The 21974-nt window shown below is 70.0% G+C and carries 20 protein-coding genes and 1 tRNA gene; 11 read left to right on the top strand and 10 right to left on the bottom strand.

The window, feature by feature from the left end:
* Nucleotides 1-60: 60 nt before the first annotated feature.
* Nucleotides 61-1434: a hypothetical protein gene (locus tag ACIRR8_RS11670; RefSeq protein ID WP_404062195.1), complete on the bottom strand. Its 1374-nt coding sequence runs from the start codon at nt 1432-1434 to the stop codon at nt 61-63.
* Nucleotides 1435-1850: 416 nt separating this feature from the next.
* Between ACIRR8_RS11670 and acs the strand changes: the two genes are divergently transcribed.
* From acs to ACIRR8_RS11645, 5 genes are all read left to right on the top strand, one after another.
* Nucleotides 1851-3848 carry an acetate--CoA ligase gene (gene acs / locus ACIRR8_RS11665; protein ID WP_404062192.1) on the top strand — a complete coding sequence of 666 codons (1998 nt, stop codon included), beginning with the start codon at nt 1851-1853 and terminating at the stop codon, nt 3846-3848.
* Nucleotides 3849-4147: 299 nt separating this feature from the next.
* The gene (gene nhaA / locus ACIRR8_RS11660; RefSeq protein ID WP_404062189.1) at nt 4148-5503 is read left to right on the top strand and encodes a Na+/H+ antiporter NhaA; all 1356 of its coding nucleotides are present in this window, start codon (nt 4148-4150) and stop codon (nt 5501-5503) included.
* A gap of 40 nt (nt 5504-5543) precedes the next feature.
* Nucleotides 5544-6080, top strand: coding sequence for a phage holin family protein (locus ACIRR8_RS11655; protein WP_404062186.1), 537 nt, complete (start codon nt 5544-5546; stop codon nt 6078-6080).
* Nucleotides 6077-7051 (top strand): alpha/beta fold hydrolase, encoded by a 975-nt coding sequence (locus tag ACIRR8_RS11650; protein WP_404062183.1) that lies wholly within the window; start codon nt 6077-6079, stop codon nt 7049-7051. Before ACIRR8_RS11655 ends, ACIRR8_RS11650 begins: the two co-directional genes overlap by 4 nt.
* Nucleotides 7052-7166: 115 nt before the next feature.
* On the top strand, nt 7167-7385 hold the full coding sequence (locus ACIRR8_RS11645) for a hypothetical protein (RefSeq protein ID WP_404062181.1): 219 nt from the start codon (nt 7167-7169) through the stop codon (nt 7383-7385).
* 124 nt (nt 7386-7509) lie between these two features.
* Here ACIRR8_RS11645 and ACIRR8_RS11640 read toward each other — a convergent pair whose 3' ends face one another.
* From ACIRR8_RS11640 to nth, 3 genes are all read right to left on the bottom strand, one after another.
* Nucleotides 7510-8709, bottom strand: a complete 1200-nt coding sequence (locus ACIRR8_RS11640) for a MarP family serine protease (protein ID WP_404062178.1) — start codon at nt 8707-8709, stop codon at nt 7510-7512.
* A gap of 91 nt (nt 8710-8800) precedes the next feature.
* Complete coding sequence (locus tag ACIRR8_RS11635; RefSeq protein WP_404062176.1) at nt 8801-9628, bottom strand: NUDIX hydrolase; 828 nt, start codon at nt 9626-9628, stop codon at nt 8801-8803.
* 102 nt (nt 9629-9730) lie between these two features.
* Nucleotides 9731-10618, bottom strand: a complete 888-nt coding sequence (gene nth, locus ACIRR8_RS11630) for an endonuclease III (protein WP_404062173.1) — start codon at nt 10616-10618, stop codon at nt 9731-9733.
* Nucleotides 10619-10967: 349 nt separating this feature from the next.
* On the opposite strand from nth, the gene ACIRR8_RS11625 reads away from it, so the two are divergent.
* Nucleotides 10968-11642, top strand: coding sequence for a Crp/Fnr family transcriptional regulator (locus ACIRR8_RS11625; protein WP_003967450.1), 675 nt, complete (start codon nt 10968-10970; stop codon nt 11640-11642).
* Nucleotides 11643-11736: 94 nt separating this feature from the next.
* Here the strand turns inward: ACIRR8_RS11625 and ACIRR8_RS11620 are convergent, their stop codons facing one another.
* The 4 genes from ACIRR8_RS11620 to ACIRR8_RS11605 form a co-directional block, all read right to left on the bottom strand.
* On the bottom strand, nt 11737-12567 hold the full coding sequence (locus ACIRR8_RS11620) for an MBL fold metallo-hydrolase (RefSeq protein WP_404062171.1): 831 nt from the start codon (nt 12565-12567) through the stop codon (nt 11737-11739).
* Entirely contained in the window at nt 12564-13475 is a 912-nt protein-coding gene (locus ACIRR8_RS11615) for an NUDIX hydrolase (RefSeq protein WP_404062168.1), read from the bottom strand. Before ACIRR8_RS11615 ends, ACIRR8_RS11620 begins: the two co-directional genes overlap by 4 nt.
* Nucleotides 13476-13711: 236 nt before the next feature.
* Nucleotides 13712-14182 (bottom strand): RidA family protein, encoded by a 471-nt coding sequence (locus tag ACIRR8_RS11610; protein ID WP_404062165.1) that lies wholly within the window; start codon nt 14180-14182, stop codon nt 13712-13714.
* On the bottom strand, nt 14182-14340 hold the full coding sequence (locus ACIRR8_RS11605) for a DUF4177 domain-containing protein (RefSeq protein ID WP_003967454.1): 159 nt from the start codon (nt 14338-14340) through the stop codon (nt 14182-14184). The genes ACIRR8_RS11610 and ACIRR8_RS11605 overlap by 1 nt, the downstream gene beginning before the upstream one ends.
* Nucleotides 14341-14412: 72 nt before the next feature.
* Here ACIRR8_RS11605 and ACIRR8_RS11600 point away from each other — a divergent pair, with 72 nt between their 5' ends.
* Both ACIRR8_RS11600 and ACIRR8_RS11595 read left to right on the top strand, forming a co-directional pair.
* On the top strand, nt 14413-15387 hold the full coding sequence (locus ACIRR8_RS11600) for an ArsA family ATPase (protein ID WP_404062163.1): 975 nt from the start codon (nt 14413-14415) through the stop codon (nt 15385-15387).
* Nucleotides 15384-16808 (top strand): ArsA family ATPase, encoded by a 1425-nt coding sequence (locus tag ACIRR8_RS11595; protein ID WP_404062160.1) that lies wholly within the window; start codon nt 15384-15386, stop codon nt 16806-16808. Before ACIRR8_RS11600 ends, ACIRR8_RS11595 begins: the two co-directional genes overlap by 4 nt.
* Nucleotides 16809-16868: 60 nt before the next feature.
* Here the strand turns inward: ACIRR8_RS11595 and ACIRR8_RS11590 are convergent, their stop codons facing one another.
* Entirely contained in the window at nt 16869-17219 is a 351-nt protein-coding gene (locus ACIRR8_RS11590) for a WhiB family transcriptional regulator (RefSeq protein WP_404062157.1), read from the bottom strand.
* A gap of 732 nt (nt 17220-17951) precedes the next feature.
* Here ACIRR8_RS11590 and ACIRR8_RS11585 point away from each other — a divergent pair.
* The gene (locus ACIRR8_RS11585; protein ID WP_404062155.1) at nt 17952-20159 is read left to right on the top strand and encodes a transglycosylase domain-containing protein; all 2208 of its coding nucleotides are present in this window, start codon (nt 17952-17954) and stop codon (nt 20157-20159) included.
* A gap of 79 nt (nt 20160-20238) precedes the next feature.
* Here the strand turns inward: ACIRR8_RS11585 and ACIRR8_RS11580 are convergent, their stop codons facing one another.
* Nucleotides 20239-20703: a GatB/YqeY domain-containing protein gene (locus ACIRR8_RS11580; RefSeq protein ID WP_404062152.1), complete on the bottom strand. Its 465-nt coding sequence runs from the start codon at nt 20701-20703 to the stop codon at nt 20239-20241.
* 79 nt (nt 20704-20782) lie between these two features.
* Here ACIRR8_RS11580 and ACIRR8_RS11575 point away from each other — a divergent pair, with 79 nt between their 5' ends.
* Both ACIRR8_RS11575 and ACIRR8_RS11570 read left to right on the top strand, forming a co-directional pair.
* The gene (locus ACIRR8_RS11575) at nt 20783-21721 is read left to right on the top strand and encodes a metallophosphoesterase (RefSeq protein ID WP_404062149.1); all 939 of its coding nucleotides are present in this window, start codon (nt 20783-20785) and stop codon (nt 21719-21721) included.
* Between the two features lie 99 nt (nt 21722-21820).
* A tRNA-Pro gene (locus tag ACIRR8_RS11570) sits at nt 21821-21894 on the top strand.
* Nucleotides 21895-21974: the final 80 nt, after the last annotated feature.

Here is a 21974-nt window from a genome sequence, read left to right as displayed (position 1 = left end):
CCGCGCCACACCTCCCGTCACCCCGACCGCCTACGAACGGGGTGACGGGAAGGGAGGCCGCTAGCCCGCGTTCCGGGGCGCCGGCTCTCCGCCCTCGAAGCCTGCCTGGGAGCCGCCCTCCGAGCCTGCCTCGGAGCCGGCGGCCCTGCCCTTCTCGGCCTTCGGGGCAGCGGCGGCCTGGGCGCCGAGGTAGGTCTTCCAGCCCCCCTTGGGCGCCTCGCCGACGCCGAGCGTGGTGAGCTTGGCCAGCGCCTGCGGGTCCTGCGCGTCCAGCCAGTCCGCGAGCTGCCGGAAGGAGACGCAGCGGACCTCCTCCTTGGTGCACACCTTCGCGATGGTCTCCTCGATGGCGCGCATGTAGGTGCCGCCGTTCCAGGACTCGAAGTGGTTGCCGATGATCAGCGGCGCCCGGTTGCCGTCGTACGAGCGGTCGAAGGCCTGGAGCAGGCCGTCACGCATCTGGTTGCCCCAGTACTCGTGCTGGGACGGGTCGCCCTGGGTCTTCGTACCGGACTGGTTGACCATGAAGTTGTAGTCCATCGAGAGCGTCTCGAAGGCGCGGCCGGGCATCGGGACGAGCTGGAGCGGAATGTCCCAGACGCCGTCCTTCTTCTTGGGCCAGACCTGGTTGCCGACGCCGCTGGAGTCGTAGCGGAAGCCCATGTCACGGGCCGCGGCGACCATGTTCTTCTGCCCTTCGAGGCAGGGGGTGCGGGCGCCGATCAGCTCCTGGTCGTAGTCGAAGGGGAGCGGGGCCTCGCCCTTCAGCTCCGGCGCGTTGGTCTTCCAGTTCTTGACGAAAGCCTTCGCCTGGCCGATCTCGCTCTTCCAGTCCTCGACGGACCAGGTGCCCACACCGCGGTCCGGGCCGCAGAAGTGGCCGTTGAAGTGGGTGCCGATCTCGTTGCCGTCCTTCCAGGCGGCGCGCACCTCGGCGAGGGTGTCGCGGATGCCCTCGGTGTCGTTGAAGCCGATGTCCGAGCGGCCGGCGGAGTGCTGCGGCGGAGCGTAGAGGGATCGTTTCTCCTCAGGCAGGAGATACACACCGCTGAGGAAGTACGTCATGGTGGCGTTGTACTTCTTCGCGACGCCGCGGAAGTGCGAGAAGAGCTTCTGGCTGTCCTCTCCGGCGCCGTCCCAGGAGAACACCACGAACTGTGGCGGCTTCTGACCGGGCGCCAGGCGCTGGGCGGCCGGCACCTTCGGCTGGACTCCGGTGAAGGCGGTGGAGCCGTCCCCGATGAGCTTGACGGCGCCCTTCGGTGCGGCGGCCTCCGGAGCGTTCTCCTTCGCACCGTGGGCCCCCTTCTCCGCGCCGGCACCGGCCCCGCCCGGCTCGGAACCTCCGGATCCCATACCGGAGCAGCCCGCGAGTACGGCGACCAGCGCCGTGGTCATGACGCCTGAGGCGATCCTCTTCGTGGCGGCCATCATCCGCCCACCCTCTTCCTTGCAGGTCCTTGCAGGTCATCTGCGTTGAGTGCCGACACGGCGCGGCCAAACTCGCACGGGGTCCACAGGAAGGAGAGCGACATACCGAATGAAAAGCTGCCTATTCACTGGAATGGGCGCGGAATTGCCCCGAATGCTGCACAGGCGATGCACAGACGAAGCGCACGCGGAGCCCCGACCCGAGGAGCCCGGCCCCCGACGGCTCTGAACCGGACAGCCCCCGGAACCGTGAGACCTGATGACCCCACTCCGCGCAGCGACTTTGCGCCAAACACCACCAACACGCGTCGTAAAGCCGTCCTGACCAGCGGAGCGGGATCATGCTTCCATACACGAAGACACAGGTCTAAACCAATTCCCGGCAGACACTTGTCACCCGGCCCCGCGCCTGATGAGCTATGCCCCGGGACACAACGGACACCCTGGGACTGGGAGAAGTCGTGAGTAACGAGAGCCTGGCCAACCTGCTTCGGGAAGAGCGGAAGTTCGCTCCTCCTGCCGCTCTGGCCGCCAATGCCAACGTCACCGCAGAGGCGTACGAGCAGGCCGAGGCGGACCGGCTGGGCTTCTGGGCCGAGCAGGCCCGCCGCCTGACGTGGGCCACCGAGCCGACCGAGACCCTCGACTGGAGCAACCCGCCCTTCGCGAAGTGGTTCGCGGACGGCAAGCTGAACGTCGCGTACAACTGCGTGGACCGGCACGTCGAGGCGGGCAACGGGGACCGGGTCGCCATCCACTTCGAGGGCGAGCCCGGCGACAGCCGCGCCATCACCTACGCGGAGCTGAAGGACGAGGTCTCCCGCGCCGCCAACGCGCTGACCGAACTGGGCGTCAGCAAGGGTGACCGGGTCGCCGTCTACCTGCCGATGATCCCCGAGGCCGCCGTCGCGATGCTGGCCTGCGCCCGCATCGGCGCCACGCACTCGGTGGTCTTCGGCGGCTTCTCCGCCGACGCCATCGCCACCCGCATCCAGGACGCGGACGCCAAGGTCGTCATCACCGCCGACGGCGGTTACCGCCGCGGCAAGCCCTCCGCGCTCAAGCCCGCGGTCGACGACGCCGTCTCCCGTGTCGAGAGCGTCGAGCACGTCCTCGTGGTCCGCCGCACCGGTGAGGACACCGCGTGGACCGAGGGCCGCGACGTCTGGTGGCACGAGATCACCGCGCGCCAGTCCGCCGAGCACACCCCCGAGGCGTTCGAGGCGGAGCAGCCGCTCTTCATCCTCTACACCTCGGGCACGACGGGTAAGCCGAAGGGCATCCTGCACACCTCCGGCGGCTACCTCACCCAGGCGGCCTACACGCACCACGCGGTCTTCGACCTCAAGCCTTCGAGCGACGTCTACTGGTGCACCGCCGACGTCGGCTGGGTGACCGGCCACTCGTACATCGTCTACGGGCCGCTGGCCAACGGCGCGACCCAGGTCATGTACGAGGGCACCCCGGACACCCCGCACCAGGGCCGGTTCTGGGAGATCGTGCAGAAGTACGGCGTCACGATCCTCTACACCGCGCCGACCGCGATCCGTACGTTCATGAAGTGGGGTGACGACATCCCCGCCAAGTTCGACCTGAGCAGCCTCCGGGTCCTCGGTTCGGTCGGTGAGCCGATCAACCCCGAGGCGTGGATGTGGTACCGCAAGCACATCGGCGCCGACCGGTGCCCGATCGTGGACACCTGGTGGCAGACCGAGACCGGCGCGATGATGATCTCGCCGCTGCCGGGCGTCACCGAGACCAAGCCGGGGTCCGCCCAGCGCGCCCTGCCGGGCATCGCCGCCACCGTCGTGGACGACGAGGCGAACGAGGTACCGAACGGCGGTGGCGGCTACCTGGTCCTCACCGAGCCGTGGCCCTCCATGCTCCGCACCATCTGGGGCGACGACCAGCGGTTCCTCGACACCTACTGGTCGCGCTTCGAGGGCAAGTACTTCGCGGGCGACGGCGCCAAGAAGGACGAGGACGGCGACGTCTGGCTGCTCGGCCGGGTCGACGACGTCATGCTCGTGTCGGGCCACAACATCTCGACCACCGAGGTCGAGTCGGCGCTCGTCTCCCACCCGTCGGTCGCCGAGGCGGCCGTGGTCGGTGCGAACGACGAGACGACCGGACAGGCCATCGTCGCGTTCGTGATCCTGCGCGGCAGCGCGACCGCCTCCGACGAGCTGGTGGCGGAGCTGCGCAACCACGTCGGCGCCACCCTCGGCCCCATCGCGAAACCGAAGCGCGTGCTGCCGGTCGCCGAGCTGCCCAAGACCCGCTCCGGCAAGATCATGCGCCGCCTGCTGCGCGATGTCGCCGAGAACCGCGAACTGGGCGACGTCACCACCCTCACCGACTCCTCGGTGATGGACCTGATCACCACCCAGCTGCCCTCCTCACCCTCCGAGGACTGACCAGGGACTGACCAGAAGATCTTCCTGTACGGCTCCGATGGGCATCCGGCACCGCGCCGGATGCCCATCGGTGCTCCCGTACAGTGAAGGACGTGCCGCCCGCGAGTCGTAGCGGCACGAAACCGCCGTAGTGGCGGAAAAAACCTCACAGGGGCGCCGGGAAGTCTGGTCGGCAGGTCCATCTGCCGTGGCATCATGCCGTTCCCCACCCGGAGGTTTCCCCCGTGGCACCGCCCACCCCTGCCTCACCCACCCCTGCCCCGCCGCCCCCCACACCGCCCCGCCGCACGCTGCTCGGCATGCTTCCGCTCCCCGAGCGCACCTACGTGGCGGACGCGCTCCGCACCGAGACCGTCGGCGGCCTGATCCTGCTGGCCGCCGCCGTCGCCGCCCTGATCTGGGCGAACACCTTCGGCGGCTCGTACGCGGACGTCAGCGGCTTCCACTTCGGACCCGCCTCGCTCGGCCTGGACCTCTCCGTGGCGCACTGGGCGGCCGACGGGCTTCTCGCGGTCTTCTTCTTCGTCGTCGGCGCCGAGCTGAAACGGGAACTGGTCGCGGGCCAGCTCCGCGATCCGCGAGCGGCCGCCCTGCCGATCGTGGCGGCGCTGTGCGGCATGGCGGTACCGGCGCTCGTCTACACGGTCACCAACGTCGTCGGCGGCGGTTCCCTGGCCGGCTGGGCCGTGCCCACCGCCACCGACATCGCCTTCGCTCTCGCCGTCCTCGCGGTGATCGGCACCTCGCTGCCCGCCGCGCTGCGCGCCTTCCTGCTCACGCTCGCCGTCGTCGACGACCTCTTCGCCATCCTGATCATCGCGGTCTTCTTCACCGACGACCTCGACTTCCTGGCGCTCGGCGGAGCCGCTCTCGGCCTGGCGCTCTTCTTCCTGCTCCTCCGCCTCGGCGTCCGGGGCTGGTACATCTACGTACCGCTCGCCCTGGTCATCTGGGGCCTGATGTACAACAGCGGCGTCCACGCCACCATCGCCGGTGTCGCCATGGGGCTGATGCTGCGCTGCACCCGGCGCGAGGGCGAGGAGCACTCCCCCGGTGAGCACATCGAGCACCTGGTCCGCCCGCTGTCGGCCGGTATCGCCGTGCCGCTGTTCGCGCTCTTCGCCGCCGGTGTCCCGCTCAAGGGCGAGGCGCTGGCGGACGTCTTCACGCGGCCCGAGACCCTCGGTGTGGTGCTCGGACTCGTCGTCGGCAAGACCGTCGGGATCTTCGGCGGTACCTACCTCGCCGCCCGCTTCACCAAGGCGGAGCTGAACAAGGACCTGGCCTGGGCGGACGTCTTCGCGGTCGCCTCGCTCGCCGGTATCGGGTTCACCGTCTCGCTGCTCATCGGCGAGCTGTCCTTCGGCGGCGAAGCGGACATGGTCAACGAGATCAAGGCCGCCGTCCTGCTCGGATCGCTGATCGCGGCCGTACTCTCCGGTGTACTGCTCCGGCTCCGGGTCCGCAGGTATCGCGAGCTGTACGAGGCCGAGGAGCGGGACGAGGACGGTTCCGGGGTGCCCGACGTCTATGAACAGGACGATCCGGGGTACCACCTGCGGATGGCCGCGATCTACGAGAAGAAGGCGGCCGAACACCGCCGTCGCGCCGAACAGGCGGGGGCAACGGGCAACGAGCCGGACAGTCCGGCATGATCTGACATCAGGTGTGTCGAAGACGGAGAGGGAGTCAGGGATGAGCGACCCCGGCAACTACGTGGGCAGCGCGGATCGCAGTATCGGGCAACTGGTCGCCGCGGCGACGGCCGAGATGTCCGCGCTGGTGCACGACGAGATCGCCCTGGCGAAGGCGGAGGTGCGCCAGGACGTCAAGCGCGGGGCGATCGGCAGCGCGGCGTTCATCGCGGCGGGGGTGCTGCTCCTCTTCACGATGCCGATGCTGAGCTTCGCCGCCGCGTACGGGATCCACAACCTGGGTCTCGGCCTGGCGTGGTCGTTCCTGATCGTGGCCGGAGCCTTCATCCTGCTGGCCGCCCTGATCGGGTTCATCGGCCTGCGGAAGTTCAAGAAGATCAAGCCGCCGGAGAAGTCCATCGCCTCCGCCAAGCAGACCGCCGCCGTCCTGCAGAAGGCGAAGCCGCACCCGCGTCCGGCCGTCGAGGCCGACGCGATCCTCCGGCGCTCCGGCTCCAGCCTCGCGGCCGGTACGGGCGTGGAGGCCCTGCCGACGGGCAAGGACACGGCCTCCGCTGTGGCACGCTCGTCCACATGACGGTTCCCGATTCCAGCGCATCCGGTCCGGCGGGCTCGGCGAGCCCGGCCGGTGCCGGAGGCCCCGTAAGGCTCGACGGCCCCTGGACCCACCGCGATGTGGCCGCCAACGGGGCACGGTTCCACATCGCCGAGATGGGCGAGGGGCCGCTGGTCCTCCTGCTGCACGGGTTCCCGCAGTTCTGGTGGACCTGGCGCCACCAGCTGCCCGCGCTCGCCGACGCGGGCTTCCGGGCCGTCGCGATGGATCTGCGCGGGGTGGGCGGCAGCGACCGGACACCGCGCGGTTACGACCCAGCCAACCTGGCGCTCGACGTCACCGGGGTGATCCGCTCCCTCGGCGAGCCGGACGCGGCCCTGGTCGGCCACGACCTGGGCGGCTACCTCGCCTGGACGGCCGCCGTGATGCGGCCCAAGCTGGTGCGGCGGCTCGCCGTCTCCTCCATGCCGCACCCGCGCCGCTGGCGCTCGTCGATGCTGTCCGACTTCGCGCAGTCGCGGGCGGGCTCGTACGTCTGGGGCTTCCAGCGGCCCTGGCTGCCGGAGCGTCAACTCGTCGCAGACGGCGCCGACCTGGTGGGACGGCTGGTCCAGGAGTGGGCCGGGCCGCGGACCCCGGAGTTCCCGGACGAGGAGACCCTGGCCGTCTACCGGCGGGCCATGAGCATCCCGTCGACCGCCCACTGCTCGATCGAGCCGTACCGCTGGATGGTCCGCTCGATGGCGCGTCCCGACGGGGTCCAGTTCAACCGGCGGATGAAGCGGCCCGTCCGCGTACCCACGCTGCACCTGCACGGGTCACTCGATCCGGCGGTCCGGACGCGGAGTTCGGCGGGGTCCGGCCAGTACGTCGAGGCGCCCTACCGGTGGCGACTTTTCGACGGTGTCGGCCACTTCCCGCACGAGGAGGATCCGATCGGCTTCTCCACCGAACTCATCAACTGGCTCAAGGATCCTGAGCCCGACCGGTAGCCGCGCGCCCGCCAAAGGCACACTTGTCCGACGAACAGCCACTTGCCTGCCGCATAAGCCAATTGGCTGACGTGCGCACGATTACCGACCTTGGGTCACGGGCAGACGTCGGGGTATGGGCTGGACGCACGACTTCACTGACGAAGCACGCAACCGCCGCTCCACCGCGACAGCCGGTGCGAGCATTCATGAGGGGGGCGGCCCTCTGGGCCGGGTGCACGATGTGCAGGACCTTCACCACCACCGGCTCGGGAACCACCGGCTCGGGATCTCGCGCATTCTCCGCCGTCGGGCCCGCTGGGTCTCGGCGCGGCTGCGCCATCCCCGTAGCTGACCTCCCCGGACTCTCCTGACGCTCTTTTCCGACCACCTCACCCCCGCCGATCCGCATGCGCTGACCGGCGGGGGTCTTTCAGGGCCTGACCCGGTTCAGAGGGCGCAGTCCTGGCTGTCACGTCTCAGAGGGCGCAGCCCTGGCTGTCGACCTGCTGGTTGGCCGCGCGGCCGATCTCGATGTCCTCGCGGATCTCGTCGGCCGTCAGCGCGTAGCCGGTGTCGGGGTCGTCGAGCGACTTGGCGAACACCACTCCGTACACCTTGCCGTCCGGAGTGAGCAGCGGGCCGCCCGAATTGCCCTGGCGCACGGTCGCGTAGAGGGAGTAGACGTCGCGGAGCACCGTGCCGCGCTGGTAGATGTCGGGGCCGTTGGCGTCGATACGGGCGCGGACGCGGGCGGAGCGTACGTCGTAGGCGCCGTTCTCCGGGAAGCCGGCGACGATCGCGCTGTCGCCGGTGCGGGCGTCGTCGTCCGTGAACTCCAGAGGCGTGGCCTTGAGGTCGGGGACGTCCAGGACCGCGATGTCGCGCTGCCAGTCGTAGAGGACCACCTTGGCGTCGTAGAGCCGGCCCTCGCCGCCGATCTGGACGGTCGGCTCGTCGACGCCGCCCACGACGTGGGCGTTGGTCATCACACGGCGGTCGGAGAAGACGAAGCCGGTGCCTTCGAGGACCTTGCCGCAGCTCGGAGCCGTACCGACGACCTTGACGATCGACTTCTTGGCGCGGGCGGCGACCGGGCTGCCGACCAGTGCCGGGTCCGGCGGCTTGACGTCGGTGATCGGCTCGTTGTCGAAGGGGCTGAAGACCTGCGGGAAGCCGTTCTGCGCGAGGACGGAGGAGAAGTCCCGGAACCAGGGAGGCGCCTGTTGGGGCATCACCCGGGAGATCCCGAGGAGGACCGAGGAGTTACGGACCTCCTTGCCGAGGGTCGGCAGCGAGGTACGGGCCAGTGGCAGGGCGATCAGCCAGGCGACCAGCAGCATGGCCACCACGTTGACCAGAGCGCCGCCGGTGGCGTCCAGCGCGCGGGCGGGCGACCAGGTGATGTGCCGGCGGAGCTTGTTGCCGAGGTGCGTGGTGAAGGCCTGGCCGATCGAGGCGCAGACGATGACGATGACGACCGCGCCGATGGCGGTCGCGGTCGAGACCTCCGCTCCCTCGGTCACCCGGTCCCAGATGATCGGCAGCAGATAGACGGCGGCGAGGCCGCCGCCGAGGAAGCCGATCACCGACAGGATGCCGACGACGAAACCCTGTCGGTAGCCGATGACCGCGAACCATACGGCGGCGAGCAGCAGCAGGATGTCCAGCACGTTCACCGTCGATAGCCTCGCAGTTTCGTCACCTGGCCCGTCGGGGGTGACGGGGTCCGGGCCGGGCCCGGTACAGCGCAGCAGGACAGCCAGCGTGTCATGCGCGCCAGTCGAGCGGCACCTGTCTCGCCCGGTCCCACGGGCATTCCCAGCCCGCGTAGTGCAGGATCCGGTCGATCACTCCGGCCGTGAATCCCCAGACCAGGGCCGATTCGACCAGGAAGGCCGGGCCGCTGTGGCCGCTCGGATGGACGGCCATGGCCCGGTTGGCCGGGTCGGTGAGATCCGCCACGGGCACGGTGAAGACCCTGGCCGTCTCCGCCGGATCCACTACCCCGACCGGGCTGGGCGCACGCCACCAGCCGAGGACGGGCGTCACGACGAAGCTGCTGACCGGGATGTAGAGCCGGGGCAGCACGCCGAAGAGCTGGACGCCTCGGGGATCGAGGCCGGTCTCCTCCTCGGCCTCCCGCAGCGCGGCCCGCAGCGGCCCGGTGGTGGCCTGGTCGCCGTCCTCGGGGTCGAGCGAGCCGCCGGGGAAGGAGGGCTGTCCGGCGTGGGAGCGCAGGGTTCCGGAACGCTCCGTCAGCAGCAGCTCCGGGCCGCGCGCGCCTTCGCCGAAGAGGACGAGGACGGCGGACTGCCGGCCCGCACCGCTCTCGGGCGGCAGGAAGCGGCTGAGCTGGTGCGGACGGACGCTGCGGGCGGCCTCGGCCACGGGGTCGAGCCAGGCGGGCAGACCGGCGGTGGTCACGTCGACGGCCGCACGGCCGACCGCCGCCAGGGGATCGGCCGCACAGGGATCGACCGCGTGGGGATCGGCCGCGTGGGCGCCCGTGCGAGGGTCGGCCTGGTGGCCGCGCGCATCGGTGTCCGCGTGTGTGTCCATGTCCGTGTGCGTGTTCTCGGTGTGCGTGTGCGTCATCGGCACCCCCCTCGTTCGCCTGGTTTCACAACGCCTGTCGTCGGCCATTTCGTTCCGAGCCATTTCGTGGTCCGTCGGGAGAGGGCTCGCCGCGGCGCTCCCTCATGCGGCTCCCAGAGCGGGAGCGGGCTTGCCCGGGAAGTCGGCGGGCGGGCTGAGCCGCTGGCCCGGATAGCCGCCCATCTCGTACTTCAGCAGCTTCCTGGCCTTCTCGGGATCGGTCTCGCCCTCACCGTACGAAGGACAGAGCGGCGCGATCGGACAGGCGCCGCAGGCCGGTTTCCGGGCGTGGCAGATGCGGCGTCCGTGGAAGATCACCCGGTGCGAGAGCATCGTCCACTCACTCTTCGGGAAGATGTCGGCGATCACCGCCTCGACCTTCACCGGGTCCTCCTCGTCCGTCCACTTCCAGCGCCTCACCAGGCGGCCGAAGTGCGTGTCCACGGTGATGCCGGGAACACCGAAGGCGTTGCCCAGCACCACGTTGGCGGTCTTGCGGCCGACGCCGGGCAGCTTGACCAGGTCCTCCAGGCGGCCCGGCACCTCGCCGCCGAAGTCGTCCCGCAGCGCGGCGGAGAGGCCGAGGAGCGACCTGGTCTTGGCCCGGAAGAAGCCGGTCGGCCGGATCAGCTCCTCCATCTCCTCCGGGACGGCCGCCGCCATGTCCTCGGGCGTCGGATAGGCGGCGAAGAGCGCCGGGGTGGTCTGGTTGACCCTCAGGTCGGTGGTCTGGGCGGAGAGGACCGTGGCGACGAGCAGTTCGAAGGGGTTGCGGAAGTCCAGCTCGGGATGGGCGTACGGATAGACCTCGGCGAGCTCACGGTTGATCCGGCGGGCGCGGCGGACCAGCGCGAGGTGCGACTCGCCCTTGGGGATCTTCGGCGCCTTGGGTGCCGAAGACGCCTTCGGTGCCGTCGACGCCTTGGTGGCCCGGGGCTTCTTCGGCGCGGCCGAGGTCCTGGGCGTCGTACCGGACTCTGACGATGTCACTGCGGACCTCCTGGCCGACTTCGGGACCGGTTTCCCCGGCCCTCCCGGGGAGCCATTCGCTCCACTCTCCGAGCCAACCGGGGGGTGTTCGCCCACGGCGGAATCGCGCCTTTCCGACACCCCATCAGCCCCCTCGGACCGCGTACTCCCCGGCATTCTGGACACCCGGCCAGCCTAGAGCCAGCCACTGACAACCGCCCCGGTCACCGCGTATCCACCCCCGATCGGCCCCCTGCCGTAGGGAACGGCGCGCCCGTGCGTCAAACTGGTTTGTGATTGATCGCACTGTTTTACCGTCCGGCATGATGGGGACCACGGTTCCCTGAACAGGCCGACAAGGAGAGAACTCGTGGACGACGTTCTGCGGCGCGCCCCGCTTTTCGCGGCGCTCGATGACGAGCAGGCCGCGGAGCTCCGCGCCTCGATGAGTGAGGTGACCCTCGCGCGCGGCGACGCGCTTTTCCACGAGGGCGACCAGGGTGACCGCCTGTACGTGGTCACCGAGGGCAAGGTGAAGCTCCACCGCACCTCGCCCGACGGGCGCGAGAACATGCTGGCCGTGCTCGGCCCCGGCGAGCTGATCGGTGAGCTCTCGCTCTTCGACCCCGGCCCGCGTACGGCGACCGCCTCCGCGCTGACCGAGGTCAAGCTCCTCGGCCTCGGCCACGGCGACCTGCAGCCCTGGCTCAACGCCCGGCCCGAGGTCGCCACCGCGCTCCTGCGCGCGGTCGCCCGGCGCCTGCGCAAGACCAACGACCAGATGTCCGACCTGGTCTTCTCCGATGTGCCGGGCCGGGTCGCCCGCGCCCTCCTGGACCTGTCGCGCCGCTTCGGCGTCCAGTCGGAGGAAGGCATCCACGTCGTGCACGACCTCACACAGGAGGAGCTGGCCCAGCTGGTCGGCGCCTCCCGCGAGACGGTCAACAAGGCCCTCGCGGACTTCGCGGGCCGTGGCTGGCTGCGGCTGGAGGCCCGCGCGGTCATCCTGCTGGACGTGGAGCGCCTCGCGAAGCGCTCGCGCTGACCTGACGCGAAGGGCCCCGGGCCGACCGGAGTACGTCCGGCCGGCCCGGGGCCCTTGCGCATCCGCGGGGCCCTACGACGTTCACACGGCCGCTCTAGATGAGCCCGTGCCCGGCGAGGTACTCCAGCTGCGCCCGTACCGACAGCTCGGCGGCCGGCCACAGGGAGCGGTCCACGTCGGCGTAGACCCGGGCCACCACCTCCGACGGCGTACGGAGGCCCGCCTCCACCGCCGTCTCGACCTGGGCCAGCCGGTTCGCGCGGTGGGCCAGATAGAACTCCACGGCCCCCTGAGCGTCCTCCAGGACCGGCCCGTGGCCCGGCAGCACCGTGTGCACGCCGTCGTCCACCGTCAGCGAGCGCAGCCGCCGCAGCGTGTCCAGGTAGTCGCCGAGCCGCCCGTCCGGGTGCGCGACCACCGTCGTACCGCGGCCGAGGATCGTGTCGCCCGTCAGCACCGCCCGGTCGGCGGGCAGATGGAACGAGAGAGAGTCGGCGGTGTGGCCCGGCGTCGGCACCACCCGCAGCTCCAGACCGCCCGTGGTGATCACATCGCCCGCGCCCAGGCCCTCGTCCCCGAGCCGCAGCGCCGGATCCAGGGCCCGTACCTTCGTCCGCGTCAGCTCGGCGAACCGCCCCGCGCCCTCCGCGTGATCAGGGTGGCCGTGCGTGAGCAGAGTGAGGGCGACGCGGCGCCCGGACCGCTCCACCGCGTCGATCACCGCCCTCAGGTGCCCGTCGTCGAGCGGCCCGGGATCGATGACCACCGCGAGATCGGAGTCGGGCTCGGCGACGATCCAGGTGTTCGTGCCGTCCAGCGTCATCGCGGACGGGTTCGGCGCGAGGACGTTGACCGTACGGGCGGTCGCGGGCCCGGAGGACACGTTTCCGCGCGGTTGTCCCGGCAGGGCGGCCGCGTCGCTCATCCCGCACCGCCGCTCTCGCCCGTGGAGCGCTCGGCCGCCGTGGGTACGTGCTTGGTGAACTCGTCGTGCCCCGGCCAGCTCAGCACCAGCTCCTCCCCCTCCAGACGCGCCTGCGCGAGTACGGGAGTCAGGTCCTGGACATCAGCCGCCCCGAGCGCCTCGGCGGCCGTCCTGTACGGCGTCAGGGCCCGCAGCGTCGACACGGTGGGCGGCATCATCAGCAGCTCGCCGAGGTCGTAGCGGCGGGCCGCCTCCGCCGGCGCGATCCACACCGTACGGTCCGCCTCGGTGGAGACGGCCCGAGTGCGCTGGCCTTCGGGGAGTGCGGCGAGGAAGAACCAGGTGTCGTACCGCCTCGGTTCGAACTCCGGCGTGATCCAGCGTGCCCAGGCGGCCAGCAGGTCCGAGCGGAGCAGCAGCCCGCGCCGGTCCAGGAACTCCGCGAAGGACAGATCCCGGGCGACCAGCGCCTCACGGTCGGCCTCCCAGTCGGCCCCGGTCGTATCGCCGACCACCGTCCCGGCGCTCTCTCCGGCGAGCAGGACGCCCGCCTCCTCGAAGGTCTCGCGCACCGCAGCACAGACGACGGCCTGCGCCTCGGTCACCGTAGCCACGCCGAGCCGGGCGGCCCAGCGCTCCAGGGAGGGCCCGGCCCACCCGATCAGCCGGTCGTCGTCGCGCGGATCGACGCCGCCACCCGGATAGGCGTACGCGCCTCCGGCGAACGCCATGGAGGTGCGCCGGCGCAGCATGTGCACCACAGGGCCGGACGTCGCGGCCCGGGGCGCCGGATCGCGGAGCAGCATCACGGTGGCGGCCCGCCTGGGTGTCGCGGCCGTCAGCTCACCGGCGGCGAGCGCCCGGATCCGGTCGGGCCATTCCGGTGGGTACCACTGACCTTGGGACATGGCCGGAGGCTATCCGGAACCGCGCCGATGTTCGAGGGCTCCGTGATCACCACAGGGAGCCGACATGCCCCGTACACACGCGCATGTCCCGTGGACACGGGCGGGTCCCGTAGACACGCGCGTGCCCATACACACACGCATGCCCATACACACACGCATGCCCGTACACACGCGATCCCGCCCGGTCGGTGACCGGACGGGATCGGGAGGAACGCCGAGAAGGGGGTTCGTACGGCTCAGGCCTCGTCGAGTTCGACCTGGATCTCGATCTCGACCGGCGCGTCCAGCGGCAGCACGACGACGCCCACGGCGCTGCGCGCGTGCACGCCCTTGTCGCCGAGGACCTCGCCCAGCAGCTCGCTAGCACCGTTGATGACGGCGGGCTGCCCGGTGAAGTCGGCGGCCGAGGCGACGAAGCCCACGACCTTCACGACGCGCTTGATCCGGTCCAGGTCACCGGCGACCGACTTCACTGCGGCCAGGGCGTTGAGCGCGCAGGTCCGCGACAGCTCCTTCGCCTCGTCCGGCGTCACCTCTGCGCCGACCTTGCCGGTGACCGGGAGCTTGCCTTCGACCATCGGGAGCTGGCCCGAGGTGTAGACGTACACACCGGACTGCACGGCCGGCTGGTAGGTGGCCAGCGGCGGCACGACACCGGGCAGGGTCAGTCCGAGCTCGGCGAGACGAGCCTCGACGGCGCCCGCCATCAGGCCTTCTCCCGCTTCAGGTAGGCCACGAGCTGCTCGGGGTTGTTCGGGCCGGGAACGACCTGGACCAGCTCCCAGCCGTCCTCGCCCCAGGTGTCCAGAATCTGCTTCGTCGCGTGCACGAGAAGGGGCACGGTCGCGTATTCCCACTTGGTCATGGGCCTGACTGTAACGCCTGGCACGTACGGTCCCGTGCGTAGGCCGGGGCCTGACTGGTTAGGCTCGAATACGTGAGCAGGTTCCAGGTCGTCAGCGGCAAGGGCGGTACCGGTAAGACCACGGTCGCCGCCGCCCTCGCGCTCGCCCTCGCCACCGAGGGCAGGCGTACCCTCCTCGTCGAGGTCGAGGGCAGACAGGGCATCGCGCAGCTCTTCGGTGCCGACGCGTTGCCCTATGAGGAGCGCAGGATCGCCGTCGCGCCCGGCGGCGGCGAGGTGCACGCCCTGGCGATCGACGCCGAGCAGGCCCTCCTCGACTACCTCCAGATGTTCTACAAGCTCGGCGGCGCGGGCCGGGCGCTCAAGAAGCTCGGCGCGATCGACTTCGCCACCACCATCGCGCCCGGGGTCCGGGACGTCCTGCTGACCGGCAAGGCGTGCGAGGCCGTACGCCGCAAGGACAAGCAGGGCCGGTTCATCTACGACTACGTGATCATGGACGCCCCGCCGACCGGCCGCGTCACCCGCTTCCTCAACGTCAACGACGAGGTGGCCGGGCTGGCCAGGATCGGCCCGATACACAACCAGGCCCAGGCCGTGATGCGGGTCCTGAAGTCCCCGCAGACCGCGGTCCACCTGGTGACCCTCCTGGAGGAGATGCCGGTCCAGGAGACGGCGGACGGCATCGCCGAACTGCGCGCCGCCGAGCTGCCTGTGGGCCGCGTCATCGTGAACATGGTTCGCCCGCACCTGGTCGACGAGGAGACCCTGCGCACCGCCGCGACCGGCCGCCGCAAGGAGATCGCCAAGACGCTGACCCGTGCCGGCGTGACCGGCTCCGCCGCCCTCGTACGGCCCCTGATCGAGCAGGCCTCCGAACACGCCCAGCGCGTCGGTCTGGAGCGCGAGCAGCGCGCCGTACTGGCCGGACTCGGCCTGCCGACCGCCGAGCTGCCGCTGATCGGCGACGGGGTGGATCTGGCCGCACTGCACGACCTGGCCACGGAGCTCCGTAAACAGGGCGTAGGGGAAGGGGCGGATTCATGAGTACGGATGGGTCCAGGGGGACGGACGAGTCGAGGAGTACGGGCGGGTCCAGGCGTACGGTCGCGGTCGCGGAGGAGCTTCCCGGGCTGGACACCGACGCGCTGCTCGACGACCCGGCCATCCGGATCATCGTCTGCTGCGGCTCCGGCGGCGTCGGCAAGACGACGACGGCCGCGGCCCTCGGCGTACGGGCGGCCGAGCGCGGCCGGAAGGCCGTCGTCCTCACCATCGACCCGGCCCGCCGGCTCGCGCAGTCCATGGGCATCGACCAGCTGGACAACGTTCCGCGCCGGGTCGACGGCGTCGCGGGCGAGGGCGAACTGCACGCCATGATGCTCGACATGAAGCGCACCTTCGACGAGACCGTCGAGGCGCACGCGGATCCGGAGAGGGCCCGCGCGATCCTGGAGAACCCCTTCTACCAGTCGCTGTCGGCCGGGTTCGCCGGTACGCAGGAGTACATGGCGATGGAGAAGCTCGGGCAGCTGCGGGGGCGCGACGAGTGGGACCTGATCGTCGTCGACACCCCTCCCTCCCGCTCCGCGCTGGACTTCCTGGACGCGCCGAAGCGGCTCGGCTCGTTCCTGGACGGGAAGTTCATCCGGCTGCTGATGGCGCCCGCGAAGGTGGGCGGCCGGGCCGGGATGAAGTTCCTCAATGTCGGTATGTCGATGATGACCGGGACGCTGGGCAAGCTGCTGGGCGGCCAGTTCCTGCGGGACGTGCAGACGTTCGTCGCCGCGATGGACACCATGTTCGGCGGCTTCCGCAGCCGCGCGGACGCCACGTACAAGCTGCTCCAGGCCCCCGGGACCGCGTTCCTCGTGGTCGCGACGCCGGAGCGGGACGCGCTGCGCGAGGCCGCCTACTTCGTGGAGCGGCTGGCCGCGGAGGACATGCCGCTCGCCGGTCTCGTCCTCAACCGGGCGCACGGCAGCGAGGCTTCCCGGCTCTCCGCCGAGCAGGCGCTGACCGCCGCAGAAAATCTTGACGACGCCCGCATTGTGGATCAGACGGCCGGGAAAGCTGGTCTTGTTGACCGGAAGGCCTCCGCCCCCGAAGCCACCGCGCCGCCGCTCTCCCCCGAGCCCGAGAACACCGGAGAAGACGACCACGACCACGGCAACAGCCCCGAGGACAAGCACGAGTCGCATGCGAGGAACACGGCGGACGGCAGCGCCGAAACTCCTCTGGACGTCGATGAACTGACGGCAGGTCTGCTGCGGCTGCACGCCGAGCGGATGCAGGTCGTCGCGCGCGAACAGCACACACGTGACCGCTTCACCGAACTGCACCCCGAGGTCCCGGTGACCGCGGTGGCCGCGCTGCCCGGCGATGTGCACGACCTGGACGGCCTGCGGGCCATCGGCGACCGCCTGGCGTCCGGCTCAGCCCCGGACACTCCGTCCGGAGCCGCGTAAACCTCCGCAGCGCGCCGCCCGACGAGCACCCTGCTTCATGAGGCCGGCCCCGCGGCCGCCCTACCCCACAGCGGCGTACGTCTCCTGCAGTTCGTCGTCCTCCAGCCCGATCACCCCGGGCAGCATGCCGGTGGACCGCTCGTACTCACTGCGTGCGGTTTCCAGCAGACGGCGCCAGGACGTGACGGTGGGCCGGCGGCGCAGCAGTGCGCGGCGCTCCCGCTCCGTCATTCCGCCCCACACGCCGAACTCGACGCGATTGTCCAGCGCGTCGGCCAGGCACTCGGTCCGCACCGGGCATCCGGTGCACACCGCCTTGGCCCTGTTCTGCGCTGCCCCTTGTACGAACAGTTCATCCGGATCGGTAGTGCGGCAGGCTGCCTGCGCACTCCAGTCGGTTACCCAGCCCATGCCGGCGCCGTCCTCTCCCGAATCGAGGCTCCCCCACGGCGGTAGCGGCATATTCACCGCTGCCAGTTGAGGACGTTACGGAAGGTGGGGACAGCACAACACCCCCTTCGGGCCCAATCTTGAATGGTCCGAACGGACTATGCGTATGCGGCAGATCACCCAGGGGAGTGAGGGGAAGACATGCGCGACTAACTCCGCGAAACCGGGACAGTACACCTGAACGGCAACGGACGTTCAGTGACACACGGGGCGTTTTCGGGAGCGCCGCGATGTGCGATTCAGCTGTGCGCCGGCCGGGAGAAGAATGACCAGAAGAGGTGCATGGGGTTGCAGGGGGGTTGATACGGAACCGGACTGCTGTGACAGTTGAGAGCAGCTTAGGCCAAGGCCTGTGCGCCTGTCCGGCGAATGAGAACGTAGGCGCCCCCTGTGGGTGTGCCGTTTCCCTTAGAGGCTGCTTCCTGCGCGGGCCGTTTCCCGTGCGGGGGGACTGTTCCCTGCGGGTCGGCTGTTTCCTGTGGATGGGCTGTTTCCCGCAGGTGGGCCGTTCACCGCCTCTTCCGCCGTGCCGTCCTCCGTACCGGGTCCGCGAGCGCTTCCGCGACCCCGTAACCGCGTAACCACACCTGGATGCCTCCGCAGCCGCACCCTGATGTCACGGCTTGGTACGCGAACGCTCCGAGAGGCCCACGTTCCTACAGAACGCTCATAACTACGGATTAGGCTGCCCTCATGCCAAAGAAGCGCTCGGGCGGGGGTCTCACCACGACCCAGCAGGCCGCCAAGTTCCTCGGTGTCGCCGCACTCTCCGGAGCTGTCCTGGCAGGCATCGCGCTGCCCGCAGCCGGAGCGTTGGGGCTCGCCGCCAAGGGGACGGTCGAAGGGTTCGACGAGATCCCCTCCAACCTCAAGACTCCGCCGCTCAGCCAGCGGACCACGATCCTGGACCGCGACGGCGGGGCGATCGCGACGGTCTACTCGCGCGACCGCACGGTGGTCCCGCTCAAGGAAATCTCCCCGTACATGCAGGACGCGATCATCGCGATCGAGGATTCCCGCTTCTACGAGCACGGGGCGGTCGACCTCAAGGGCATCCTGCGCGCGATGAACCGCAACGTACAGACGGGCGGGACCGCGCAGGGCGCGTCGACCCTCACCCAGCAGTACGTGAAGAACGTGTTCGTCGAGGAGGCGGGCGACGACCAGGAGAAGGTCGCGCAGGCCACCCAGCAGACACTCGGCCGCAAGGTCCGTGAGCTGAAGTACGCGATCCAGGTCGAGGAAGAGCTCGGCAAGAAGAAGATCCTGGAGAACTACCTCAACATCACCTTCTTCGGTCAGCAGGCGTACGGCGTCGAGGCCGCGTCCCAGCGGTACTTCTCCAAGCACGCCAAGGACCTGAAGGTGGAGGAGGCCGCGCTGCTCGCCGGCATCGTCCAGTCGCCGACCCGCTACGACCCGGTCAACGACACGGAGGAGGCCACCAAGCGGCGTAACACCGTGCTCACCCGGATGGCCGCCACCCGCGCGATCACGCAGGCCGAGGCCGACAAGGCCATGGAGACGCCGATCAAGCTGAAGGTCAGCAAGCCGAAGAACGGCTGCATCACGGCCGTCAGCGGCTCCGGCTTCTTCTGCGACTACGTACGCAAGACGATCCTGACCGACCGGGCGTTCGGCAAGACCGAGGAGGAGCGCTCCAAGCTCTGGAACCTCGGCGGGCTCACCGTCAGGACCACGCTCGACCCGCGCGCCCAGAAGGCCGCCAACGAGGCCGCGACCGCGAAGGTCAACAAGGACGACAAGTTCGCCGCCTCCGTGGTGCAGGTGCAGCCTGGCAGCGGCAAGATCCTCTCCATGGGCCAGTCCCGCCCCTACGGACTGGACCAGAAACAGAACGAGACCGTGCTCAACCTGTCCGTCAGCAACAAGATGGGCGGCAGCACCTACGGCTTCCAGGTCGGCTCGACCTTCAAGCCGTTCACCGCGGCGGCGGCGCTGGAGAAGGGCATCAGTCCCGCGACGTCGTTCGCGACGGACTGGAAGATCACCCTCCAGGAGCAGGACTTCCGGAACTGCACCGGCTCCCCGGCGGGCTATGCGGAGTGGGCCCTCCAGAACGAGCTGGAGTCCGAGGCCGGCCGCTGGGACATGACGAGCGCGCTCGGCAAGTCCATCAACACCTACTTCGCGCTGCTGGAGCAGAAGGCCGGCCTGTGCGAGACGGTGGAGCTGGCGAAGAAGGTCGGTTACGAGCGCGGTGACGGCAAGAAGATCGTCGAGGCCCCCTCGATCACCCTCGGCAGTGAGGTGAGCACCCCGCTCTCCATGGCCGGCGCGTACGCCGCGTTCGCCAACCGGGGCACGTACTGCACGCCGATCGCCATCGAGTCGATCACCGACCCGAACGGCAAGAAGCTCAAGGTCCCCCAGTCGAAGTGCTCGCGGGCGATGAGCGAGAAGACCGCGGACACCATCAATCAGATGCTCAAGGGCGTCGTCGAGGACGGCACCGGCCAGCAGGCGGGCCTGAGCGACCGGGACAACGCGGGCAAGACCGGTACGACGAACGACCGCAAGGACGCCTGGTTCGTCGGGTACACGCCAAACCTGTCCACCGCGGTGTGGGTCGGTGACGACATCGGCGACAAGAGCTCGATGTTCGACGTCACCATCGGCGGCCAGTACTACGACAAGGTCTGCGGTGGCTGCCTCCCCGGTCCGATCTGGAGGATCGCGATGACCGGCGCGCTGGATGCCTCCGAAACTCCGCAGTTCAACCCCGTCTCCGTCCCCCGGATGAAGGAGAAGGAGGACAAGGAGAAGGGCGACCGCGACGGTGACCGTGGCGGTGACGAGGACCGCGAGGACGGCAAGCCCGGCTCCGACCGCCCCGGCGGCGATGACAACCAGCGGGGCGGCGGCAGGTCCGGGCCCTGACCTGCACGTACGGCATACGAAGGGTGGGGCGCCCCGGTCCGTCGACCGGGGCGCCCCACCCTTTTGTACGTCGGTACGGTCAGCCCGCGAGAAGCTTCTTCACCGCGGTGGCCACGCGGCCCCCCTCGGCGAGACCGGCCACCTTGGGGTTGACGATCTTCATGACGGCACCCATGGCGCGCGGCCCCTCGGCGCCGGCGGCCCTGGCCTCCTCGACGGCGGACGCCACGATCGCGTTCAGCTCGTCGTCGGTGAGCTGCTTGGGGAGGTAGCCGTCCAGCAGCTCGCCCTCCGCCTTCTCCCGCTCCGCCTGCTCGGTCCGGCCGCCCTGGGCGAACGCCTCGGCCGCCTCGCGGCGCTTCTTCGCCTCCTTGGCGATCACCTTCAGCACCTCGTCGTCGGAGAGCTCGCGCGCAGACGTACCGCTGACCTCTTCCTTGGTGATCGCGGTGAGGGTGAGCCGAAGGGTGGACGAGGTCAGCTCGTCACGCGCCTTCATAGCCGTGTGGAGGTCTTCCTTGAGCTTGGACTTGAGCGTGGTCATGCCGTGATTGTGACAGGTACGGGGCGCTCGCCGCCCTCCGGTTTCCCGCTCGCCGCACCGCGTCTGCGACGATGGACCCATGCGCGCACGCTACGGAGTACCCCTGAAAGTCACGGCAGTCGGCGCAGCGGTGGGTGCCGCGGGACTGGCCTACGCCGCCGGATTCGAGGCCCGCTCGTTCCGCCTGCGACGGGTCACCGTTCCGGTGCTCCCGCACGGTGCCCGTCCGGTGCGCGTCCTCCAGGTGTCCGACATCCACATGGTGAGCGGGCAGCGCAAGAAGCGCGCCTGGCTCCAGTCGCTGGCCGGCCTGCGCCCCGACTTCGTGGTGAACACCGGCGACAACCTCTCCGACCCGGAGGCGGTGCCCGAGGTGCTGGACGCGCTGGGGCCGCTGATGGAGTTCCCGGGGGTGTACGTCTTCGGCTCCAACGACTACTACGGGCCCAAACTGCGCAACCCGGGCCGCTACCTCCTGGAGAAGGTCCAGGGCAAGCACGGCCTCAACGGCAACGCACCCGCGGTCGGCGTGGTGCACAACCCGTGGGAGCCGATGCGGGACGCCTTCGACGAGGCGGGCTGGCTGAACCTGTCGAACACCCGCGGCCGGCTGAAGCTGGACGGCATGGAGATCGCGTTCACGGGCCTGGACGACCCGCACATCAAGCGCGACCGGTACGCCGAGGTCCAGGGCGGCCCGGAGACCGGCGCCGACCTCTCCATCGGCGTGGTCCACGCCCCGTACCTGCGCTCCCTGGACGCCTTCACGGCCGACGGCTACCCCCTGATCCTGGCGGGCCACACCCACGGCGGCCAGCTGTGCATCCCCTTCTACGGGGCCCTGGTCACCAACTGCGACCTGGACACCGACCGGGTCAAGGGCCTGTCCACCCACACGTCGGGCGGCCACCGCGCCTACCTGCATGTCTCCGCAGGCTGCGGCACCAACCGCTACACCCCGGTCCGCTTCGCCTGCCCACCGGAGGTCACCCTGCTGACGCTGACGGGGCGGGAGTGACGCTCTCGCGGGGCGGAGGCCGAGCCCGGAGAAAGCGGATTTCGCCTCCGGGCGCAGGTGGGCTAAAGTAATCGATGTCGCCGGGAGACCGGTGGACATCGGGGTGTAGCGCAGCTTGGCAGCGCGCTTCGTTCGGGACGAAGAGGTCGTGGGTTCAAATCCCGCCACCCCGACAGCTAAGCACCAGGTCAGAGGGCCCTTACCGAATCGGTAAGGGCCCTCTGGCGTTGCTGTGTGTCTATCTGCGTGACTA

This window comes from Streptomyces sp. NPDC101178 (genome assembly GCF_044767965.1).
Taxonomy (GTDB): Bacteria; Actinomycetota; Actinomycetes; order Streptomycetales; family Streptomycetaceae; genus Streptomyces.
Note: the sequence above shows the minus strand (reverse complement) of the source record. Positions and strands in the feature narration are given on the sequence as shown.